At 62.2% G+C, this 15,906-nt stretch carries 17 protein-coding genes; 2 read left to right on the top strand and 15 right to left on the bottom strand.

Features of this window, described 5'->3' with window-relative positions; all coding sequences use genetic code 11:
- Positions 1-10: 10 nt before the first annotated feature.
- From QYQ93_RS18810 to QYQ93_RS18790, 5 genes are all read right to left on the bottom strand, one after another.
- Positions 11-766, bottom strand: a complete 756-nt coding sequence (locus QYQ93_RS18810) for an SDR family oxidoreductase (RefSeq protein ID WP_338475244.1) — start codon at positions 764-766, stop codon at positions 11-13.
- Positions 756-1,559: an SDR family oxidoreductase gene (locus tag QYQ93_RS18805; RefSeq protein WP_338475243.1), complete on the bottom strand. Its 804-nt coding sequence runs from the start codon at positions 1,557-1,559 to the stop codon at positions 756-758. Before QYQ93_RS18805 ends, QYQ93_RS18810 begins: the two co-directional genes overlap by 11 nt.
- Positions 1,552-2,373: a molybdenum cofactor biosynthesis F family protein gene (locus QYQ93_RS18800; RefSeq protein ID WP_338475242.1), complete on the bottom strand. Its 822-nt coding sequence runs from the start codon at positions 2,371-2,373 to the stop codon at positions 1,552-1,554. The genes QYQ93_RS18805 and QYQ93_RS18800 overlap by 8 nt, the downstream gene beginning before the upstream one ends.
- A 12-nt stretch (positions 2,374-2,385) precedes the next feature.
- A complete protein-coding gene (locus QYQ93_RS18795) occupies positions 2,386-2,751 on the bottom strand; it encodes a cupin domain-containing protein (RefSeq protein ID WP_043049365.1) in 366 nt (121 codons plus the stop codon).
- Between the two features lie 138 nt (positions 2,752-2,889).
- A complete protein-coding gene (locus QYQ93_RS18790) occupies positions 2,890-4,188 on the bottom strand; it encodes an NAD(P)/FAD-dependent oxidoreductase (protein ID WP_043049366.1) in 1,299 nt (432 codons plus the stop codon).
- 207 nt (positions 4,189-4,395) lie between these two features.
- Between QYQ93_RS18790 and hpaR the strand changes: the two genes are divergently transcribed.
- A complete protein-coding gene (gene hpaR, locus QYQ93_RS18785) occupies positions 4,396-4,818 on the top strand; it encodes a homoprotocatechuate degradation operon regulator HpaR (protein ID WP_043049367.1) in 423 nt (140 codons plus the stop codon).
- 231 nt (positions 4,819-5,049) lie between these two features.
- Here hpaR and hpaI read toward each other — a convergent pair whose 3' ends face one another.
- From hpaI to QYQ93_RS18745, 8 genes are all read right to left on the bottom strand, one after another.
- Complete coding sequence (gene hpaI, locus QYQ93_RS18780) at positions 5,050-5,850, bottom strand: 4-hydroxy-2-oxoheptanedioate aldolase (protein WP_217883720.1); 801 nt, start codon at positions 5,848-5,850, stop codon at positions 5,050-5,052.
- A gap of 16 nt (positions 5,851-5,866) precedes the next feature.
- Positions 5,867-6,670, bottom strand: a complete 804-nt coding sequence (hpaH, locus tag QYQ93_RS18775) for a 2-oxo-hept-4-ene-1,7-dioate hydratase (protein WP_338475241.1) — start codon at positions 6,668-6,670, stop codon at positions 5,867-5,869.
- Between the two features lie 11 nt (positions 6,671-6,681).
- The gene (locus QYQ93_RS18770) at positions 6,682-7,986 is read right to left on the bottom strand and encodes an MFS transporter (protein WP_338475240.1); all 1,305 of its coding nucleotides are present in this window, start codon (positions 7,984-7,986) and stop codon (positions 6,682-6,684) included.
- A gap of 132 nt (positions 7,987-8,118) precedes the next feature.
- Complete coding sequence (locus QYQ93_RS18765; RefSeq protein WP_338475239.1) at positions 8,119-8,511, bottom strand: 5-carboxymethyl-2-hydroxymuconate isomerase; 393 nt, start codon at positions 8,509-8,511, stop codon at positions 8,119-8,121.
- 15 nt (positions 8,512-8,526) lie between these two features.
- On the bottom strand, positions 8,527-9,384 hold the full coding sequence (gene hpaD / locus QYQ93_RS18760; RefSeq protein WP_124378592.1) for a 3,4-dihydroxyphenylacetate 2,3-dioxygenase: 858 nt from the start codon (positions 9,382-9,384) through the stop codon (positions 8,527-8,529).
- Positions 9,385-9,536: 152 nt separating this feature from the next.
- Positions 9,537-10,997, bottom strand: a complete 1,461-nt coding sequence (gene hpaE, locus QYQ93_RS18755) for a 5-carboxymethyl-2-hydroxymuconate semialdehyde dehydrogenase (protein WP_338475238.1) — start codon at positions 10,995-10,997, stop codon at positions 9,537-9,539.
- Positions 10,998-11,002: 5 nt separating this feature from the next.
- Positions 11,003-11,773 carry a fumarylacetoacetate hydrolase family protein gene (locus QYQ93_RS18750; RefSeq protein ID WP_217883726.1) on the bottom strand — a complete coding sequence of 257 codons (771 nt, stop codon included), beginning with the start codon at positions 11,771-11,773 and terminating at the stop codon, positions 11,003-11,005.
- Positions 11,770-12,435, bottom strand: a complete 666-nt coding sequence (locus QYQ93_RS18745) for a fumarylacetoacetate hydrolase family protein (RefSeq protein WP_043049374.1) — start codon at positions 12,433-12,435, stop codon at positions 11,770-11,772. Before QYQ93_RS18745 ends, QYQ93_RS18750 begins: the two co-directional genes overlap by 4 nt.
- 128 nt (positions 12,436-12,563) lie before the next feature.
- On the opposite strand from QYQ93_RS18745, the gene hpaA reads away from it, so the two are divergent.
- Entirely contained in the window at positions 12,564-13,424 is an 861-nt protein-coding gene (gene hpaA, locus QYQ93_RS18740) for a 4-hydroxyphenylacetate catabolism regulatory protein HpaA (RefSeq protein WP_043049375.1), read from the top strand.
- Here hpaA and QYQ93_RS18735 read toward each other — a convergent pair.
- The gene (locus QYQ93_RS18735) at positions 13,351-14,820 is read right to left on the bottom strand and encodes an efflux transporter outer membrane subunit (protein ID WP_338475237.1); all 1,470 of its coding nucleotides are present in this window, start codon (positions 14,818-14,820) and stop codon (positions 13,351-13,353) included. The two genes, hpaA and QYQ93_RS18735, sit on opposite strands and share 74 nt — an antisense overlap.
- On the bottom strand, positions 14,820-15,614 hold the full coding sequence (locus QYQ93_RS18730; protein WP_338475236.1) for a helix-turn-helix transcriptional regulator: 795 nt from the start codon (positions 15,612-15,614) through the stop codon (positions 14,820-14,822). The genes QYQ93_RS18735 and QYQ93_RS18730 overlap by 1 nt, the downstream gene beginning before the upstream one ends.
- Between the last annotated feature and the right edge of the window lie 292 nt (positions 15,615-15,906).

Raw genomic sequence — 15,906 nt, 5'->3', positions numbered from 1 at the left:
GAGTTGAGTTTCAGGTTTCGGGTAGGGTAGACCCACCATCCACCACCAGCGTCTGCCCGGTGATATAGCCAGCCAGGTCAGAAGCCAGAAACAGCATCGCCCCGGCAATATCCGCCGCCGTACCCAAACGCCCCAACGGCACACGGCTGGCGATACTGTCGGTCAACGCAGCATCACCCAGGTTACCCATCGCCGGCGTGGCGATCATGCCCGGTTCCACGCCATTGACCCGCACGTTCAACGGCGCCAGTTCCAGCGCCGCATTACGGATAAACCCGTTCACCCCGGCCTTGGACGCCGCATAGTGGCTCAGCCCCGGATAACCCACCCGATTGCCGGTGACCGAAGACGTCACCAGCACGCAACCCCGGCCTTGCTCGCGAAACATCGGCAGCGCCGCCTGGGTCAGCCAGAACAGCGCCGAGAGGTTCACCGCCAAGGTGCGTTGCAGGATCGCCGGCGTGATGTCGGCAAAGGCTGTCAGCGGGAAATACCCGGCGTTGTGCACCAGGATATCCAGCTGCGCCAAGCCTTGAACGCAGGCGAACACCGCCTCGGCTTGCGCCAGGTCGACAGCCACGGCCTCGACCTGATAACCCCGCGCGCACAGCTCTGCAGCCACCGTTTCGGCCTGTTCAAATAAGCGATCGGCAATTACCACCCGCGCACCCCGTTGGGCAAAGGCTTGGACGATGCCCAGGCCAATCCCTTGGGCACCGCCGGTGACCAGCACCACCTGGCCGCTGAAATCCAGGTCATTGGGCATGGGCAGGCTCCAGGCGCGTAAACGCCAGCGTCGGCACGTCGACGATGCTCGATCCACCGTCTGCCACCAAGGTCGCCCCGGTAATGATCGAAGCGTCGTTGCTGGCCAGGAAGCGGCATACCTTGGCGATCTCATCGGCACGGGCGGCGCGGCGCAGGGGTACATCGGCACACACACGCTCGTACGCTTGCTGCAAGGTGTCCCCGTAGGCGTCCATCAACGGCTGCATCTCTGCATCGGCCATCGGCGTGTGCACCCAGCCTGGGCACACCGCGTTGACGCGCACGCCGTGGGGGCCATAGTCCCGTGCCAACGAGCGATTGAGCCCGAGCAACGCATGCTTGGCCGTGGTGTAGCCGCACACTTCGGGCCCTGCTGCGAGGGAAGCGATGGAGCCAATCAGCACGATACTGCCGGCGCTTTCCTGCAACAGCGGCAGGCAGGCGCGGGCACTGTAGAACGCGCTGTCCAGGTTGCTGCGCAGCGCCGTCTCCCAGGTGGCCGGGCTGGTCTGGGTGGCGCTGCCCAGGCCATGGCCACCAGCACAGGCCAGCAGCACATCAATGCGTCCGTAGTGGGTGTGGATCTGCCTGATAAAACCGTCCCAGGTGTCAGGGCGGGCCGCATCGCCTACCAGGACCAGGCCGCCGGTTGCGTGCGCCACCTGCTCCAGCGGCTCACGGCGCCGGCCGATCAGCACCAGCCGTGCGCCTTCCTCGGCGTACAACTGGGCACAGGCGGCACCGATGCCGGTGCCGGCCCCGGTGATCACCACCGTGCGCGCCTCAGTCACGGGGATATTCCGTGTGGTTGAGCACCTGGCAATAGGAGCTGATGGGGAAGTTCGACAGTGCATCGAAGGACGCCCCCGCATAGCCGAAGATCTTGCCGTCGCTGCGGTGCTGTTGCAGATCGATCAGCACCAGGCCGAGGGTCGGCACGATCTTCTCCTGCCAGACGAACAGGTACAGCCGCTCGGCGATCTTGTAGTAATGGCAGCGGTCGGTGTCGCACAAGCCTTGCTCCACGCCCTTGAGGCATTGCCAGGCGTAGAACCCCGGGTTGAGGTAGATGTGCTCGTAGACCTCGCTGGGGCTGTAGCGGTACAGGTTGCGCAGGCCCACCAGCTCATCGGTGGGCGCATGCAGGCAGTGGCCGTCCTGCCAGGGCCGGTCAACGCTGCCGTGGAGGAACTCCGCGTGCACCGAGGTCAGCGGCTTGCCGGCCAGGGCGCGATGATAGAGGCCTTCATGGGTGTCTGCCTGTTCCGGCAGGCGGCCGATCACGGCGGTGAAGGATGCATTCGGCGTGTCCAGCACCAGGCTGATCGACCAGCTTTGCCCGGCCTCGTGCTTGATGAAGTCCACCAGGTACAGGCCCGGGCGAATCGAGCTGGCGCGGTAGGCGGCGCTGCCGCTGGAGTGGCCGTCGGCAGCGTGCCAGGCCAGGCGCTCTTGCTCGAAACGGTGTTCGATCTGCCAGCCATTGGCGAAGTGCAAAGTGAAGGTCTGCCCGGCCAGGTCGGCAAGGTTCGGCAGGATGAATGCCTCGGGCGCAAAACCGTCGGCCAAGGCGCCCACGGTGATCCAGTCAGAAGAAGTGGTCATGGCAATGCTCCCTTAAACGACGGCGAAGTAGTGTTTGACGAAACTCTCGCTGACCACTTCCCACAGCACCGGCGTGCCCTTGGTCACGAACCAGCTGTCACCGGCCTTGTAGCGGGTGGACTGTCCGGTGGACTCATCGGTGAGCACCACTTCGCCGGTGACCACGGTGGCTTGTTCGGCGAAGGGGTAGACCATGCGGAACTTGCCCTGGGTGGTGCCGAAGTAGGCGCTGCTGACCGCATCGGTGGGGGCGCCGAAGGTCATCTTGCCGAAGGCGCGCACCTCGCCTTCAAGGATCTGCGAGCCGAGGTCGGCCACGGTGCCCCATGCATCGAGTTCCGATAGCTGGATGTTGTGTTTGATAGGGGTAAGGGTCATGGCAATTGCTCCTGATAAATACAACATTATTTTTTGTAGGAGCGAGCTTGCTCGCGAAAAACGTCCTGACGCCGCGATTCACTGCAATGCCCGCGTTATCGTTGATGTTCTTCGCGGGCAAGCCCGCTCCTACAGGGGTTAGCGACGCCCGTTCCAGTAGCCGGACAGTTGGTGCCAGGATTTACCCGCCGTCAGCAGCAAGGGGCGGATCGCATCCTTGCCGATGATGGTCGGGCGGTGGATCGAGCTAACCAGGTCATAGCGCGCCGAGCCTTCGCTCATGCCCTCGGCCAGGACCTTGCAGATGATGTGGCTGGGGGTGACGCCGAAGCCCGAGTAGCCCTGCACGAAAAACGCATTGCTGCGCCCTGGCAAGGTGCCGATCTGCGGGAACAGGTTGGGGCTGCAGGCCATCGGGCCGCCCCAGGCCAGGTCGATCTTGACGTCCTTGAGGTAGGGGAAGATCTTCAGCATGAGCGTGCGGTTCCAGGCTTTCAGGTCGCCGGGAATGTGTTCCACCAGGGGCGTCGCGGCGCCGAACAGCAAACGGTTTTCATTGGTCACGCGGTAGTAGTCGATTACCGGGCGGATGTCGCTGTAGGCGCCACGGATCGGGCTGATGCGCTGGATCAACTCTTCGGACAACGGCTCGGTCATCATCTGGAACGCGTAGGTGTTGATGGTCGAGCGGTGCAGTTCCGGTTCCAGCTTGTTGAGGAAGCTGTCACAGGCCCACAGCAACTTGCTGGCGCGCACCGAACCACGACCGGTGCGCACGGTAATGCGCTCGCCGTAGCTGACCTCCAGGGCCGGGCTGTTTTCGAAGATGCGCACGCCATGGCTGGCCAGCGCGGTGGCTTCGCCCAGCAGCAGGTTCAGCGAATGCACATGCCCGCCACCCATGTGCAGCAGGGCGCTGGTGTAGGCGTTGGAGCCGATGATCTGCTGCACATCCGAGCCGCCGAGAAAGCGGATTTCATGCTGGCTGTTGACCGACTTGAAGTCCTTCTCCCAGGCGCGCAGGGTTTTTTCCTGGCGGGCGTTGAAGCCCATGTAGCCGTAGCCGTGGCAGAAATCGGCATCGATGTTGTATTTGGCGATGCGGTTCTTGATGATGTCGGCGCCCAGGTCGCTGATCTCGAACACCTGGCGCAGGCCGTCTTCGCCGACGTCCTTCTTGATCTTCTCCAGGTCATGGCCGATGCCCGCCATGATCTGCCCGCCGTTGCGGCCGGTGCCGCCAAAGCCCAGGTAGCGGGCTTCGAGCACGACGATATTGGTGATGCCTTTTTCCGCCAGTTCAAGGGCGGTGTTGATCCCGGAAAAACCGCCGCCGATCACCACGACGTCTGCGTCGATGTCTTGCTCCAGGGTAGGGAAACTGAGGTTGTATTTCTTGGTGGCGGTGTAATAGGTGGGGGTTTCGATGTTGATCATGGCGCAGCCTGAAAAAGTGAAGGAAGGCGCTGAAGCGAATGCCCCCATTAGGGCCCCTGGCGGGCTGGAAGTCTTGATCCTGCGTGCCCGGTTTTTTGATTCAGCGCGCCACGGGCGCGGCGACAGACAAGTTATAGCGCGCGAATGGGCGCGGAATGTTAGAGTTTCGTTAAATTATTAACTAAATACTTCGTGACCCTGAGCCCTATGTCCAAACCTCGACAATCCCTGACCCTGGCCTTGTTGCAAGCCCGTGAAGCGGCGATGAGTTTTTTCCGTCCCTCGTTGAATGAGCACGGCCTGACCGAACAGCAATGGCGCATCATCCGCATCCTCGAACAGCACGGTGAGCTGGAGATTTACCAACTGGCGGAACTGGCCTGCATCCTCAAGCCGAGCATGACCGGCGTGCTGGTGCGTATGGAAGCGGCGGGCATGGTGCATCGGCGCAAGGCCGAGCAGGACCAGCGCCGGGTGCTCATTACCCTGGCAGACAAGGGCAAGGCGAGTTTCGAGTCCATGAGCCAGTGCATGGAGGCCAACTACCAGCGCTTGCAGGATCAGTTTGGCGAGGAGAAATTCCAGACCTTGCTGGGGTTGCTGGATGACTTGAAGAACATCAAGCGATAAGGCGATCTCCCAAACCCAGGAAATCAAAATGTGGGAGGGGGCAAGCCCTAATGCCAGTCAGTTAAGGCTTTTTTGTAGGAGCGAGCTTGCTCGCGAAAAACTTACAGGCGCCGCGTTCATTCAGCAAACACGCGTTATCGTTGACGTTTTTCGCGAGCAAGCTCGCTCCTACAGAAGGCGATGACCGCTTAACTGACTGGCATTAGGGCTTGCCCCCTCCCACATTGGATCTCAGTACACGCCGCCTGTGGTGGTGGTCTGTAGAGTGTCTTTGAACTTCCCAGCCAATGCCTGCAAGCCCCGCATCAACACCGTAGTATCCACCCCCACCGCCACGAACGTTGCGCCCAGCTCGATATAGCGCCGCGCCAGGCGTTCATCCGCACTGAGAATCCCCGCCGCCTTGCCGGCCTTGACGATGCGCACGATGGCATCCTCAATCGCCGCCTGCACTTCAGGGTGCCCGGGGTTACCGCGATGGCCCATGGCTGCGCTCAAGTCCGCCGGGCCGATAAACACACCGTCCACGCCATCGACGGCGGCGATGGCGTCCAGATTGGCCAGGCCTTCGCGGTTTTCGATCTGCACCAGCAGGCACATCTGCGCGTCGGCCTGGTCGAGGTACTCGGGCAGGCTGTTCCAACGCGACGCACGCGCCAGGGCACTGCCGACGCCGCGAATACCCTGGGGCGGATAGCGCAGGGCGCGCACCAGTTCCCGGGCCTGGGATGGGCTTTCGACCATGGGCACCAGCAGGGTCTGGGCGCCGATGTCCAGCAATTGCTTGATCAGCGCGGTGTCGCCGATCACCGGGCGAATCAACGCCTGGCTGGGGTAGGGCGCTATGGCCTGCAATTGCGCAAGCATGCCCGGCAGGTGGTTGGGGGCGTGTTCGCCATCGATCAGCAGCCAGTCGAAACCGGCGTTGGCGGCCAGCTCTGCGCTATAGGCATTGGCGAGGCCGAGCCACAGGCCGATCTGCACCTCGCCCTGGTGAAGGCGTTGTTTGAAGCGGTTGACAGGCATGTCCATGACAGTCCTCCAGTGTTCAGACGAAGCGACAGGCGATCGAGCCGAGCAGGTCGTAGTCGACGTGGAAAGTATCCCCGGGGCGGGCCGCCACCGGGCGGGTAAACGAACCGCCTAGAATCACCTGGCCGGGCAGCAGGGTGACGTCATACGCCGCCAGTTTGTTGGCCAGCCAGGCCACGCCCTTGGCCGGGTGATTGAGCACTGCCGCCGAGACGCCGGACTCTTCGATCACGCCATTGCGGTACAGCACTGCCGGCACTTTGCGCAGGTCTATCTCGGTCGGCCGCACGGCACGGCCACCGAGCACCACACCGGCGTTGGCGGCGTTGTCGGAGATGGTGTCGAACACCTTGCGGGTGGCGTTGGTCTGCGGGTCGATCTGCTGGATGCGCGCGTCGATGATTTCCAGCGCCGGGATTACCCATTCGGTGGCATCGAGCACATCGAACACTGTGCAGTTCGGACCCTTGAGCGGCTTGCCGAGGATGAATGCCAGTTCCACTTCCACGCGCGGCACGATGAAGCGCTCGAAGGGAATATCACTGCCTTCATCGAAAAACATATCATCGAGCAGGGCGCCGTAGTCGGGCTCGGTGATGTTTGAAGAGACCTGCATGGCCCGTGAGGTGAGGCCGATCTTGTGGCCCTTGAGCGTGCGCCCATCGTTGATTTTTTGTGCCACCCAGGCGCGCTGGATGGCGTAGGCGTCCTCGATGGTGATGGCGGGGTAATCGAGGGAAAACTGGCGCACCTGTTCGCGGCTGCGTTCGGCGCGGTCCAGGTGGGCAGCGGCCGCGAGGATTTGCTGGGAGTCGAGCATGGCAACGGTCTCTAGTGGGGGTTGACGATGGCGGCGTGGGTGCGTAGCACCAGCAGACCACCGAGGGCGATAAACAGGGCGAGTACGTACAGGGCCAGGCTGGCGCTCTGGGTGGCGTCGCGCATCCAGCCAATCAGGTACGGCGCGAGGAACGCGGCAATGCTGCCGAACGAGCTGATCATGGCGATGCCCGCCGCCTGGGTGGTGTTGGACAGAAACGCCGGCGGCAGTTGCCAGAACATTGGCAGCGCCGCGCTGGCGCCCATGCCGGCGACCGCCAACCCGCTCATCACCAGCAGCGCATTGCCGGGCGCCAGGCCCGCCACGGCGATGCCGATCGCGGCCATCAGCAGCGGCACGCACAAGTGCCAGCGGCGTTCGCGATGGCGGTCGGAGGAGCGCCCACAGCCGATCATGAAGAAACAGCCGGCCAGGTAGGGCACGGCGCTGAGCAGGCCGACCTGGCTGTCGCGGCCGATGCCGGCGCCGTGGATCAGGGTCGGCATCCAGAACGCCAGGGTGTTGACCGCCAGCATCACCGCAAAGTACACGGCTACCAGCAGCCACACTTGCGGGTCCCGCAGGATGCCGCTGAGCGAGGTGATAGTCTTGCGCTGTTCCTCATTGCTCAACTGGGTGCGCAGTTGCTGTTTTTGCTCGGTGCTCAACCAGTGCACTGACTCGAAACTGTCCGGCAAGCACTTGAGCACCACCAGCCCCAGCAGCACCACGGGCGCACCTTCGATCAGGAACATCCACTGCCAGCCGCGCAGGCTGCCGACGTCGTGGAAGTTCTCCAGGATCGCCCCGGAAATCGGCCCGCCCAACACCCCGGCCATGGGCACGGCAATGGCAAACAAGGCGGTGACCTGGGCACGCCGACGCGCCGGGTACCAACGGTTGAGAAACACCAGGATGCCCGGGAAAAAACCGGCCTCGGCCACCCCCAGTAAAAAGCGCAGCAGGTAGAAACCGCGGGCGCTCTCCAACCACAGCATGCCGGTGGAGAGCAGGCCCCACACCACCATCAGGCAAGCGATCCAGCGCCGTGGCCCGACGCGGTCCAGGGCCATGTTGCTCGGCACGCCGAACAGCGCGTAGGCGATGAAAAACAGCCCGGCGCCGAAGCCGTACACCGTGTCGCTGAACTGCAGGTCGTGGCTCATCTGCATCTTGGCGAAGCCGATGTTGATACGGTCCAGATGGGCGAACAGGTAACACACCAGCAACAAGGGCATCAGGCGCCAGGTCACCAAACGATGGGTACGGTCGTGCTCGGCAAGCCGCAGGCTTGCAGTGGAGTGGGCTGTGCTCATGATGTTGTACTTTTTGTTGTAGGAGCGAGCTTGCTCGCGAAAAACGTCAACGAAAACGCAGCGCTGCTGGATCCGCGGTGCCTGGAGGTTTCTCGCGAGCAAGCTCGCTCCTACAGGGGGGCGGGGCCCTTTTCAGTTCGCCGCGTTGTTCAGGAACGCATGCACATTGTTCTGCTTGAAGTTGAGCTGCGGGTGCAGCTCGATCATCTCGAACGACAGCGCCAATAACCGCTGCGCCTGCAGCTCGGCGAAGTGCGCGGTAATCACCGCGAACACCGCTTCGGCCACCGCCTGGCGCGTGGAGAGGTCGCGACCGTGGCCGACCTTGAGGGTCATGTGCACGAAGGCGTAGTCATGCTTGCCGTCGGCCATGCGCCAGGTGTCCAGGCGCACGCCGCGGCTGCGGATGCCGCCCAACGGAAACACGCCACTGTCGCCCAGCACGCGGTGGATTTTTTCAAACAGGCCGGGCAAATCGGCCTGAGTTTCAAGGTTGTCGGTGTATTCGGCAATAAAGTGCGGCATGGTGTTCTCCCTGGTCTACAGCGGGAAAATCGCATTGATCTGGCCAGTGCCCGAACTGCCGAACGGCGGCGTGATGATCTCGGCCGGCTGGGCATAGTCGGGCCCACCCAACAGGCCCAGGAGCATGGCGGTGTCGTGCATCTTGCCTTCGCCAAAGCAGTGTTCGGCGTAGTCCGGCAGCATGGCGCAGAACTCCTTGAAGCGGCCCTGCTGCCACATCTCGACCACGTGCAGGTCCACCTGCTTGTCGAATTCGCGGGTCCAGTTATGGATATTCGCTTCGGCCTGGCGATCGTCGGAAAAACGATGGGACAGCGACCCGGACGCCAGCACCAGCACCTTGCGGTCACTCTTTTCGATGGCCCGGCGCACGGCGGCGCCAAAGGCGAAGCTGTCTTCCAGGCGATGCCAGGCACACCAGGCGGCGATGGAAATGACCTTGAACTTGTCATCCTCGGGCACACCCATGTGCATGTAGCGCATGGGCACCAGGGTGCCGTATTCCAGCTCCAGGCTGGGGATGTTGTGGGCCATGCTGCGCACGCCGGCCAGGTTGGCTTCGGCGGCGATCAACTCACCCAGCTCGGGGCAGCCCGGGTAGGCGTAGTCCATATTCTTGATGAAGTGCGGCAGTTCGTTGCTGGTGTAGGTGCCTTGGAACCGTTCGCCACAGTTGATGTGATAACCGCTGTTGACCAGCCAGTGCACGTCGAACACCACGGCGGTGTCGGCCCCCAGTTCGCGGGCGCGGCGCCCGATTTCCTTGTGCCCGGCAATCGCCGCTTCGCGACAGCCGTGATGCTTGCCGGGCAGTTCCGACAGGTACATCGAAGGTACGTGGCAGATCTTCGCTGCCAGAACCACTTCGCCCATGATGATTCTCCTGAATAATTGTTCTTGTAGGAGCGAGCTTGCTCGCGAAAAAGGTCAACGATAACGCAGCGCTTCAGGTAGCCGGCGGTGCCTGTGGGTGCTTCGCGAGCAAGGACTAGGCGTCCCCCTCGCTCCTACAGGCAATGCGGGCTTCAGATGCCCCAGCGCGGAATGTGATGACTGCCCATGGAAATGCACACGTTCTTGATCTCGGCAAACACTTCAAAGCTGTACTGGCCACCTTCACGGCCGGTGCCTGAGCCTTTCACGCCGCCGAATGGCTGGCGCAAGTCGCGCACGTTCTGGCTGTTGATAAATACCATGCCTGCTTCAATACCGCGTGCCAGTCGATGGGCCTTGCCGATGTCCTGGGTCCAGATATAGGAGGCCAGGCCGTATTCGGTGTCGTTGGCCAATTGCAGCGCCTCGGCTTCGTCCTTGAACGGGATCAGGCACACCACCGGGCCGAAGATTTCTTCCTGGGCGATGCGCATCTTGTTGTTCACATCGGCGAACACCGTCGGCTGGATAAACTGCCCGCGGCTCAAGTGCGCAGGCAAGTTGGCCGGCCGCTCCAGCCCGCCGGCCAGCAGCGTAGCGCCTTCCTCCAGGCCGATCCTGATGTAGCCGGTGACCTTGTCGTAATGGGCCTGGGTGATCATCGAGCCGACCTGGGTCTTGGGGTCCTGGGGGTCGCCCACGATCAAGCGCTTGGCCCGCGCCGCGAACTCGGCAACAAACTGCGGGTAGACGCTTTCCTGGATAAAGATCCGGCTGCCGGCGGTGCAACGCTCGCCGTTCAGGGAAAAGATCGTGAACAGTGCGGCATCAAGGGCACGCTCAAGGTCGGCGTCTTCAAAGATCAGCACCGGCGACTTGCCGCCCAGTTCCATGGAGTACTTTTTAAGGCCCGCGGTCTGCATGATTTTCTTGCCGGTGGCGGTGCCGCCGGTAAAGGAAATCGCCCGCACATCCGGGTGGCGCACCAAGGCATCACCAGCGGTGGCGCCGTAGCCCTGGATCACATTGAGCACACCGTGGGGGATCCCGGCTTCCACTGCCAGGCGTCCCAGTTCATTGGCAGTCAGGGGCGACAGTTCCGACATCTTCAACACCGCCGTGTTACCCAGGGCCAGGCACGGTGCGGTCTTCCAGGTGGCGGTCATGAACGGCACGTTCCATGGCGACACCAACGCGCACACGCCCACCGGCTGGTACAGGGTGTAGTTGAGCATCTGGTCGTCCACCGGGTAGCTGTGGCCGTCCATGCGCGTGCAGACTTCAGCGAAGAAATCGAAGTTGTGCGAGGCGCGTGGGATCAACACGTTTTTGGTTTGGTGGATCGGCAGGCCTGTGTCGAGGGTCTCCAGCTCGGCCAGGCGTGGCACGTTCTGTTCGATCAACTCACCCAGCTTGCGCATCAGGCGTGCGCGTTCCTTGGCCGGGGTGTTGGCCCACTTGGGGAACGCCGCCTTGGCCGCCGCTACGGCTTGGGCGACTTCTTCGGCGCCGCCGCTGGCCACTTCACCAATGGCCTCGCCAGTGGCCGGGTTGTAGTTGACGAACACGTCTTTGCTCTCGACCTCACGGCCATCGATCCAATGTTTGATCATGTTGCTCAAGCCTCTTTGCGCGCGGAGAAAAACTGCGTCTCACTGACAATACGGTTGACCAGGCGGCCCACGCCTTCGACTTCCACCACCACTTCATCCCCTGGCACCACATCGGCCAGGCCCTCGGGCGTGCCGGTGGCGATCATGTCGCCAGGTTGCAGGGTCATGAAGCTGGACAGGTATTCGATGAGGTAGGGGATATCGAAAATCATGTCTTTAGTGCTGCCTTCCTGGCGCAACTCGCCGTTGATCCAGGTGCGCAATTTCAGGTTGCCCGGGTCGGGCACGTCAGCCACGTCGACGATCCACGGGCCGACCGGGGTGGTGGCGTCGCGGTTTTTTACCCGCAGGTTGGGGCGGTAGTAGTTTTCCAGGTAGTCGCGGATCGCGTAGTCGTTGCACACCGTGTAGCCGGCCAGGTAATCCAGGGCGTCGGCGCGCTTGACGTTGCGGGCGGTCTTGCCGATCACCGCCACCAGCTCGCACTCGTAATGCATGTAGGCAACGTTATCCGGGCGCCAGGTGACTTGGCGGTGGCCGGTGTAGGTGCCGACTGACTTGATAAAAACCAGCGGTTCGGTCGGCGGTGTGAAAGCCAGTTCGGCGGCGTGGTCGGCGTAGTTCAAGCCGAGGGCGAACATGTTGCCGGTGGCGGGTGGCAGCCATTGCACCTGTTCTTGCGCGAGCCGGCGGCCATCGCCGAGGCGCACGCTGCAGTCGTCGTCGACCTGCACGGAATGGATTTGACCTTCAAAGCCGATGCGTGCGCGCTTCATGCCAATACCTCTGCCTCAATGGTGTTGAGCAAACGGCCCACACCGGTGATTTCAACTTCAACCCGGTCGCCGGGCTGCACATCGACGCGGCCTTCCGGTGTGCCGGTGATCAGCACGTCACCAGGGTGCAAGGTCATGAATTCGCTGATCTCGGCGATCAATTGCGCAATGTCTCGCACCCAATGAGCGGTGGAATTTTCCTGGCGCAGTTGGCCGTTGACGAAGAGCTTGAGGTCCAGTTGATTGGGGTTGGTCACTTGGTCGCGGGCGATCACCTCAGGCCCCAGGGCGCAGAACCCATCGCGGCATTTGGCTTTGACGGCGGGGCGGTAGTAGCTGTCTTCCGGCAGGCTGAACTCGTTGACCACCACATACCCGGCGACATGGGCCATGGCATTGTCCTGGCTGACGCGGCTGGCGCGCTGGCCGATCACCACACCCAACGCCGGGCCCGGTTGCAGACGCTCGCCCGCCGGCTGCAGCACCACGCCGCCATGGGTATTGCGGGTGTTGGGAGTCTTGATAAACAGCACCGGCTTGGTCGGTGGCTTCTGGTAGGGCGCCTGCTCGAAGGCGGCGAGATGTTGCTCCAGCAGGCCCTGGTAGTTCAGCGCAACGCCGAACAGGGTGCCGCTGGCAACATCATGCAGGGTACGGCTCATGCGTTTCTCCTGGCGGTGACGAAGACTGCGTTGGCAGTTCGTTAAGTTGTTAACGTTATAATTAATATGTTAACTACCGTCAAGCATGGCAAACTCCAACGGCATCAGAACAACAAGAGGAGGGCCGCGTGAAGCCGATTCCCAATATCAACATCGGGCAGGTCTACGACCAGCGCTACAGCGATGCCGAGGTGCATTACGACAAGCTCGGCAACCTGGCGGGTTTTTTCGGGCGCAACATGGCCGTGCATCGGCATGACCGGTTTTTCCAGGTGCATTACGTCAAGAGTGGCGCGGTGCGGGTTTATCTGGATGATCGTCAATACGTCGAGTCGGGGCCGATGTTTTTCCTCACGCCGCCCACGGTGGCCCACGCCTTCGTCACCGAAGCCGATGCCGATGGGCATGTGTTGACGGTGCGCCAGCAGTTGGTGTGGGGGTTGATCGACGCCGACCCCAGCCTCGCCTCAGGTGCGGCCTGTGTCGCGCTGGGCGACGACGCCGACGGGCTGGATCAGCTCTTCGAAGCACTGTGCGACGAGATCAACGCCGAACGGGCAGGGCGCGCTGCCGCCCTCGACAGCCTGACGCGCCTGATCATGATCCGCCTGCTGCGCCTGTGCGCCCACGCGTTGCCGGCACGCCCGATGGCCCGTGAAGACCTGCGCATTTTCCATCGCTTCAACGAGCTGGTCGAAGCCCATTACCTGGAACATTGGCCGTTGGTGCGCTATGCCGAGGGAATCGGCGTGACACCGGCGCGGCTCAATGAGGTGTGCCGACGCATCGCCGACTTACCTTCCAAGCGTCTGGTCCTTGAACGGCTGATGCAGGAAGCCAAGCGCCTGCTGCTGTTCAGCGGAAGTTCGGCAAATGAAATCTGCTACCAGCTGGGGTTCAAGGACCCGGCGTATTTCAGCCGGTTTTTCCTGCGTTATGCGCAGATGACGCCGGGGGAGTATCGGCTGCGGCAGTCGGGGTTGGGTTGACACTCCAGGCGCCACCCAGCGCCGTGTACAGATTCACCTGCGCCACCAACTGCGCCAGCCTATCCACAATCAGCGCCTGCTGTGAGTTGAACAATGCCCGCTGCGCATCGAGGAACGTCAAGTTGCTGTCCACGCCGCTGCGGTAGCGATGCTGGGCCAGGTTATAATAGCTTTGGTTGGCGGCGACGAAATCCCGTTGCGCGTCCAGTTGGTCGTTGAAGGTCTGGCGCGCGGCCAGGCCGTCGGCGACTTCCTGGAACGCGACCTGGATGGATTTTTCATACTGGGCCACCGTGATGTCTTTCTGCAGCTTGGCGTAATCAAGGCTGGCACGCAGGCTGCCCGCGTTGAAGATCGGCAGATTGATCTGCGGCTGGAATGTCCACGTGCCCGACCCGCCCTTGAACAGCCCCGACAGTTCCTTGCTGGTGCTGCCGGCGTTGGCCGTAAGGGTTACCGACGGAAAGAACGCGGCACGGGCGGCGCCGATATTGGCGTTGGCCGCCTGTAACTGGTATTCGGCCTGGAGGATATCCGGACGGCGTTGCAGCAGGTCGGAGGGCAAGCCGGCGGGGACGCGGGCAACCAGGTCGTCGGCCAGTGGACGCGAGGGCAGGTTTTCATCTACCGGCCCGCCCACCAGCAGGGTGAGGTTGTTGAGGTCCTGGGCCACCTGGCGTTCATAGCGGGCCACGCTGGCACGGGTGCTTTCCACCGCTGTGCGGGCTTGCACCACATCCAGCGCCGAGGCTTTGCCCGCGCTTTTACTGCGGCTAGTCAATTGCCAGCTGTGGTCATTGGCCACCAGGGTTTGCCCGGCGAGGGCCAGCAGTTCCTGATCGGCTCGCCAGGTCAGGTAGGCATTGGCCACGTTGGCCACTAGGCTCAATTGCGCACTGCGCCGTGCTTCTTCGGTGCCCAGATAGGTGAGCACCGCCTGTTCGCTGAGGCTGCGCACACGGCCGAACAAATCCAGCTCGTAGGCGCTCAGGCCCAGGGTGGCGGAATAGTTGGACGTGATCGCCGACTTGCCGGTGCCGGTCACGTCCCCCGGCAGCTTCTGGCGCTTGCTGGCGCCGTTGGCGGAGATCGCCGGGAACAGATCTGCGCGCTGGATGCGGTACTGCGCCTGGAACGCCTGCACATTCAGGGCCGCCACCCGCAGGTCGCGGTTGTTGACCAGCGCTTGACCAATCAGCTGTTGCAGTGCCGGGTCGTGGAACAGCTGCTGCCAGTCCGGGTTCGGCGCCAAGGGGCCGGCCTGCGCCAGGCTGTAGACGCCGCCCTGGGGATACTGCGCCGGTGTCGGTGCTGCGGGCCGTTGATACTCGGGGATCAACGAGCAACCGCCGAGCATCCAGGCCATGCCGACGGTATACCACGTCAGTTTGTTCATCAGGCGCCCACCATCCATTTGGCCAGGCCGTGCCGACCACTCACGCCGAGCTTGGCGGCGGCGCGCTTGAGGTAGGTCTCGATGGAGCTGTTTTTGACACTGAGCTTTTCCGCGATCTGCGGCACGGTGCCGCCGGTCAACAGGCCCAGGCACACCTCCTGCTCCCGCGCCGACAGGGTGATATCGCTCAGGGACAGACGCTTGTAGAACTCGCGCTGCAATTGCGATTGCTCCAGCAGGGTATGGGCCGGTCCGATCTCGGCCTGCGGTGCCTGGCGCAGGAGCTGCGCGTGCCGCTCCATCAGCGGCAACAGCGTGTCCGATAAACATTTGAGAAACGACAATTCCGCAAGGGAAAACCCACGCTGGGTCGGAGGCCGATAAAACGAAATCACGGAGCGTCGATTGCCTTGGCGCGATACCAGGTTGCACTGGTGCGAACTGCCCCGTGGGTGTGCGCTGTCGGCCTTGGCTTTCATCTGGATCAGCAACGGGTCTTGCATGCACAACATCTGGCGCAGCAACGGATGGTCGTTCAGCGGGTGCAGGGTCTGGTCTACAGACAAATCCTTGTTCAGCCCGGCGCTGCCCAGCAACTTGATGTCCAGCACGCAGTCGCGCAGTTCATCCAGGGTCCATTCGCTGAGGTCCACCAAATGGATTGGCACCCACTTGTCCACCAGGTGCAGCATATTGGCGGCGAAATGTTCGTTGCCGCTGTTTGAAATCAACTCGCCCATTTCGGCATAAAATTGCGCGCCCTGTGTGTCGCCAATACTACGGGTCAGACTCATAGCCATCTCATCCTTGATGTCGAAAACCGTCAACGGACGCCCTGGGCCTGGGCGGGGCGGTCCGTACTGCTTGAACGTAACTCGGCGTTCGAGATTTTATTTAGCCATAGGGAATTGTCCTACGTATGTAGCGGAAACGAGGGACACAAGCTGCCATAAAAATCGCGTCATTAATTCGACGTTTCTGGCGAGTAAAACCGGCAACGAACCCAGATGGATAATTTTTACATGCGGCTAAATAACTGATATTAAAGATAAAAATATTAATTTAAGTGGGTGGTCGAAATGCCAG

Source organism: Pseudomonas khavaziana (assembly GCF_036704165.1).
Lineage (GTDB): Bacteria > Pseudomonadota > Gammaproteobacteria > Pseudomonadales > Pseudomonadaceae > Aquipseudomonas > Aquipseudomonas khavaziana.
Note: the sequence above shows the minus strand (reverse complement) of the source record. Positions and strands in the feature narration are given on the sequence as shown.

Excerpts from the sequence above, each read along its gene's own strand:
- hpaH (WP_338475241.1), bottom strand. The coding sequence starts at position 6,670 with ATGCTCGACTCCCAGCAAATCCTCGCGGCCGCTGCCCACCTGGACCGC.
- QYQ93_RS18810 (WP_338475244.1), bottom strand. The coding sequence starts at position 766 with ATGCCCAATGACCTGGATTTCAGCGGCCAGGTGGTGCTGGTCACCGGC.
- hpaI (WP_217883720.1), bottom strand. The coding sequence starts at position 5,850 with ATGGACATGCCTGTCAACCGCTTCAAACAACGCCTTCACCAGGGCGAG.
- QYQ93_RS18730 (WP_338475236.1), bottom strand. The coding sequence starts at position 15,614 with ATGAGTCTGACCCGTAGTATTGGCGACACACAGGGCGCGCAATTTTAT.
- hpaR (WP_043049367.1), top strand. The coding sequence starts at position 4,396 with ATGTCCAAACCTCGACAATCCCTGACCCTGGCCTTGTTGCAAGCCCGT.
- QYQ93_RS18750 (WP_217883726.1), bottom strand. The coding sequence starts at position 11,773 with ATGAAGCGCGCACGCATCGGCTTTGAAGGTCAAATCCATTCCGTGCAG.
- QYQ93_RS18795 (WP_043049365.1), bottom strand. The coding sequence starts at position 2,751 with ATGACCCTTACCCCTATCAAACACAACATCCAGCTATCGGAACTCGAT.
- QYQ93_RS18735 (WP_338475237.1), bottom strand. The coding sequence starts at position 14,820 with ATGAACAAACTGACGTGGTATACCGTCGGCATGGCCTGGATGCTCGGC.
- QYQ93_RS18745 (WP_043049374.1), bottom strand. The coding sequence starts at position 12,435 with ATGAGCCGTACCCTGCATGATGTTGCCAGCGGCACCCTGTTCGGCGTT.
- QYQ93_RS18770 (WP_338475240.1), bottom strand. The coding sequence starts at position 7,986 with ATGAGCACAGCCCACTCCACTGCAAGCCTGCGGCTTGCCGAGCACGAC.
- QYQ93_RS18790 (WP_043049366.1), bottom strand. The coding sequence starts at position 4,188 with ATGATCAACATCGAAACCCCCACCTATTACACCGCCACCAAGAAATAC.
- QYQ93_RS18765 (WP_338475239.1), bottom strand. The coding sequence starts at position 8,511 with ATGCCGCACTTTATTGCCGAATACACCGACAACCTTGAAACTCAGGCC.
- hpaD (WP_124378592.1), bottom strand. The coding sequence starts at position 9,384 with ATGGGCGAAGTGGTTCTGGCAGCGAAGATCTGCCACGTACCTTCGATG.
- hpaE (WP_338475238.1), bottom strand. The coding sequence starts at position 10,997 with ATGATCAAACATTGGATCGATGGCCGTGAGGTCGAGAGCAAAGACGTG.
- QYQ93_RS18800 (WP_338475242.1), bottom strand. The coding sequence starts at position 2,373 with ATGACCACTTCTTCTGACTGGATCACCGTGGGCGCCTTGGCCGACGGT.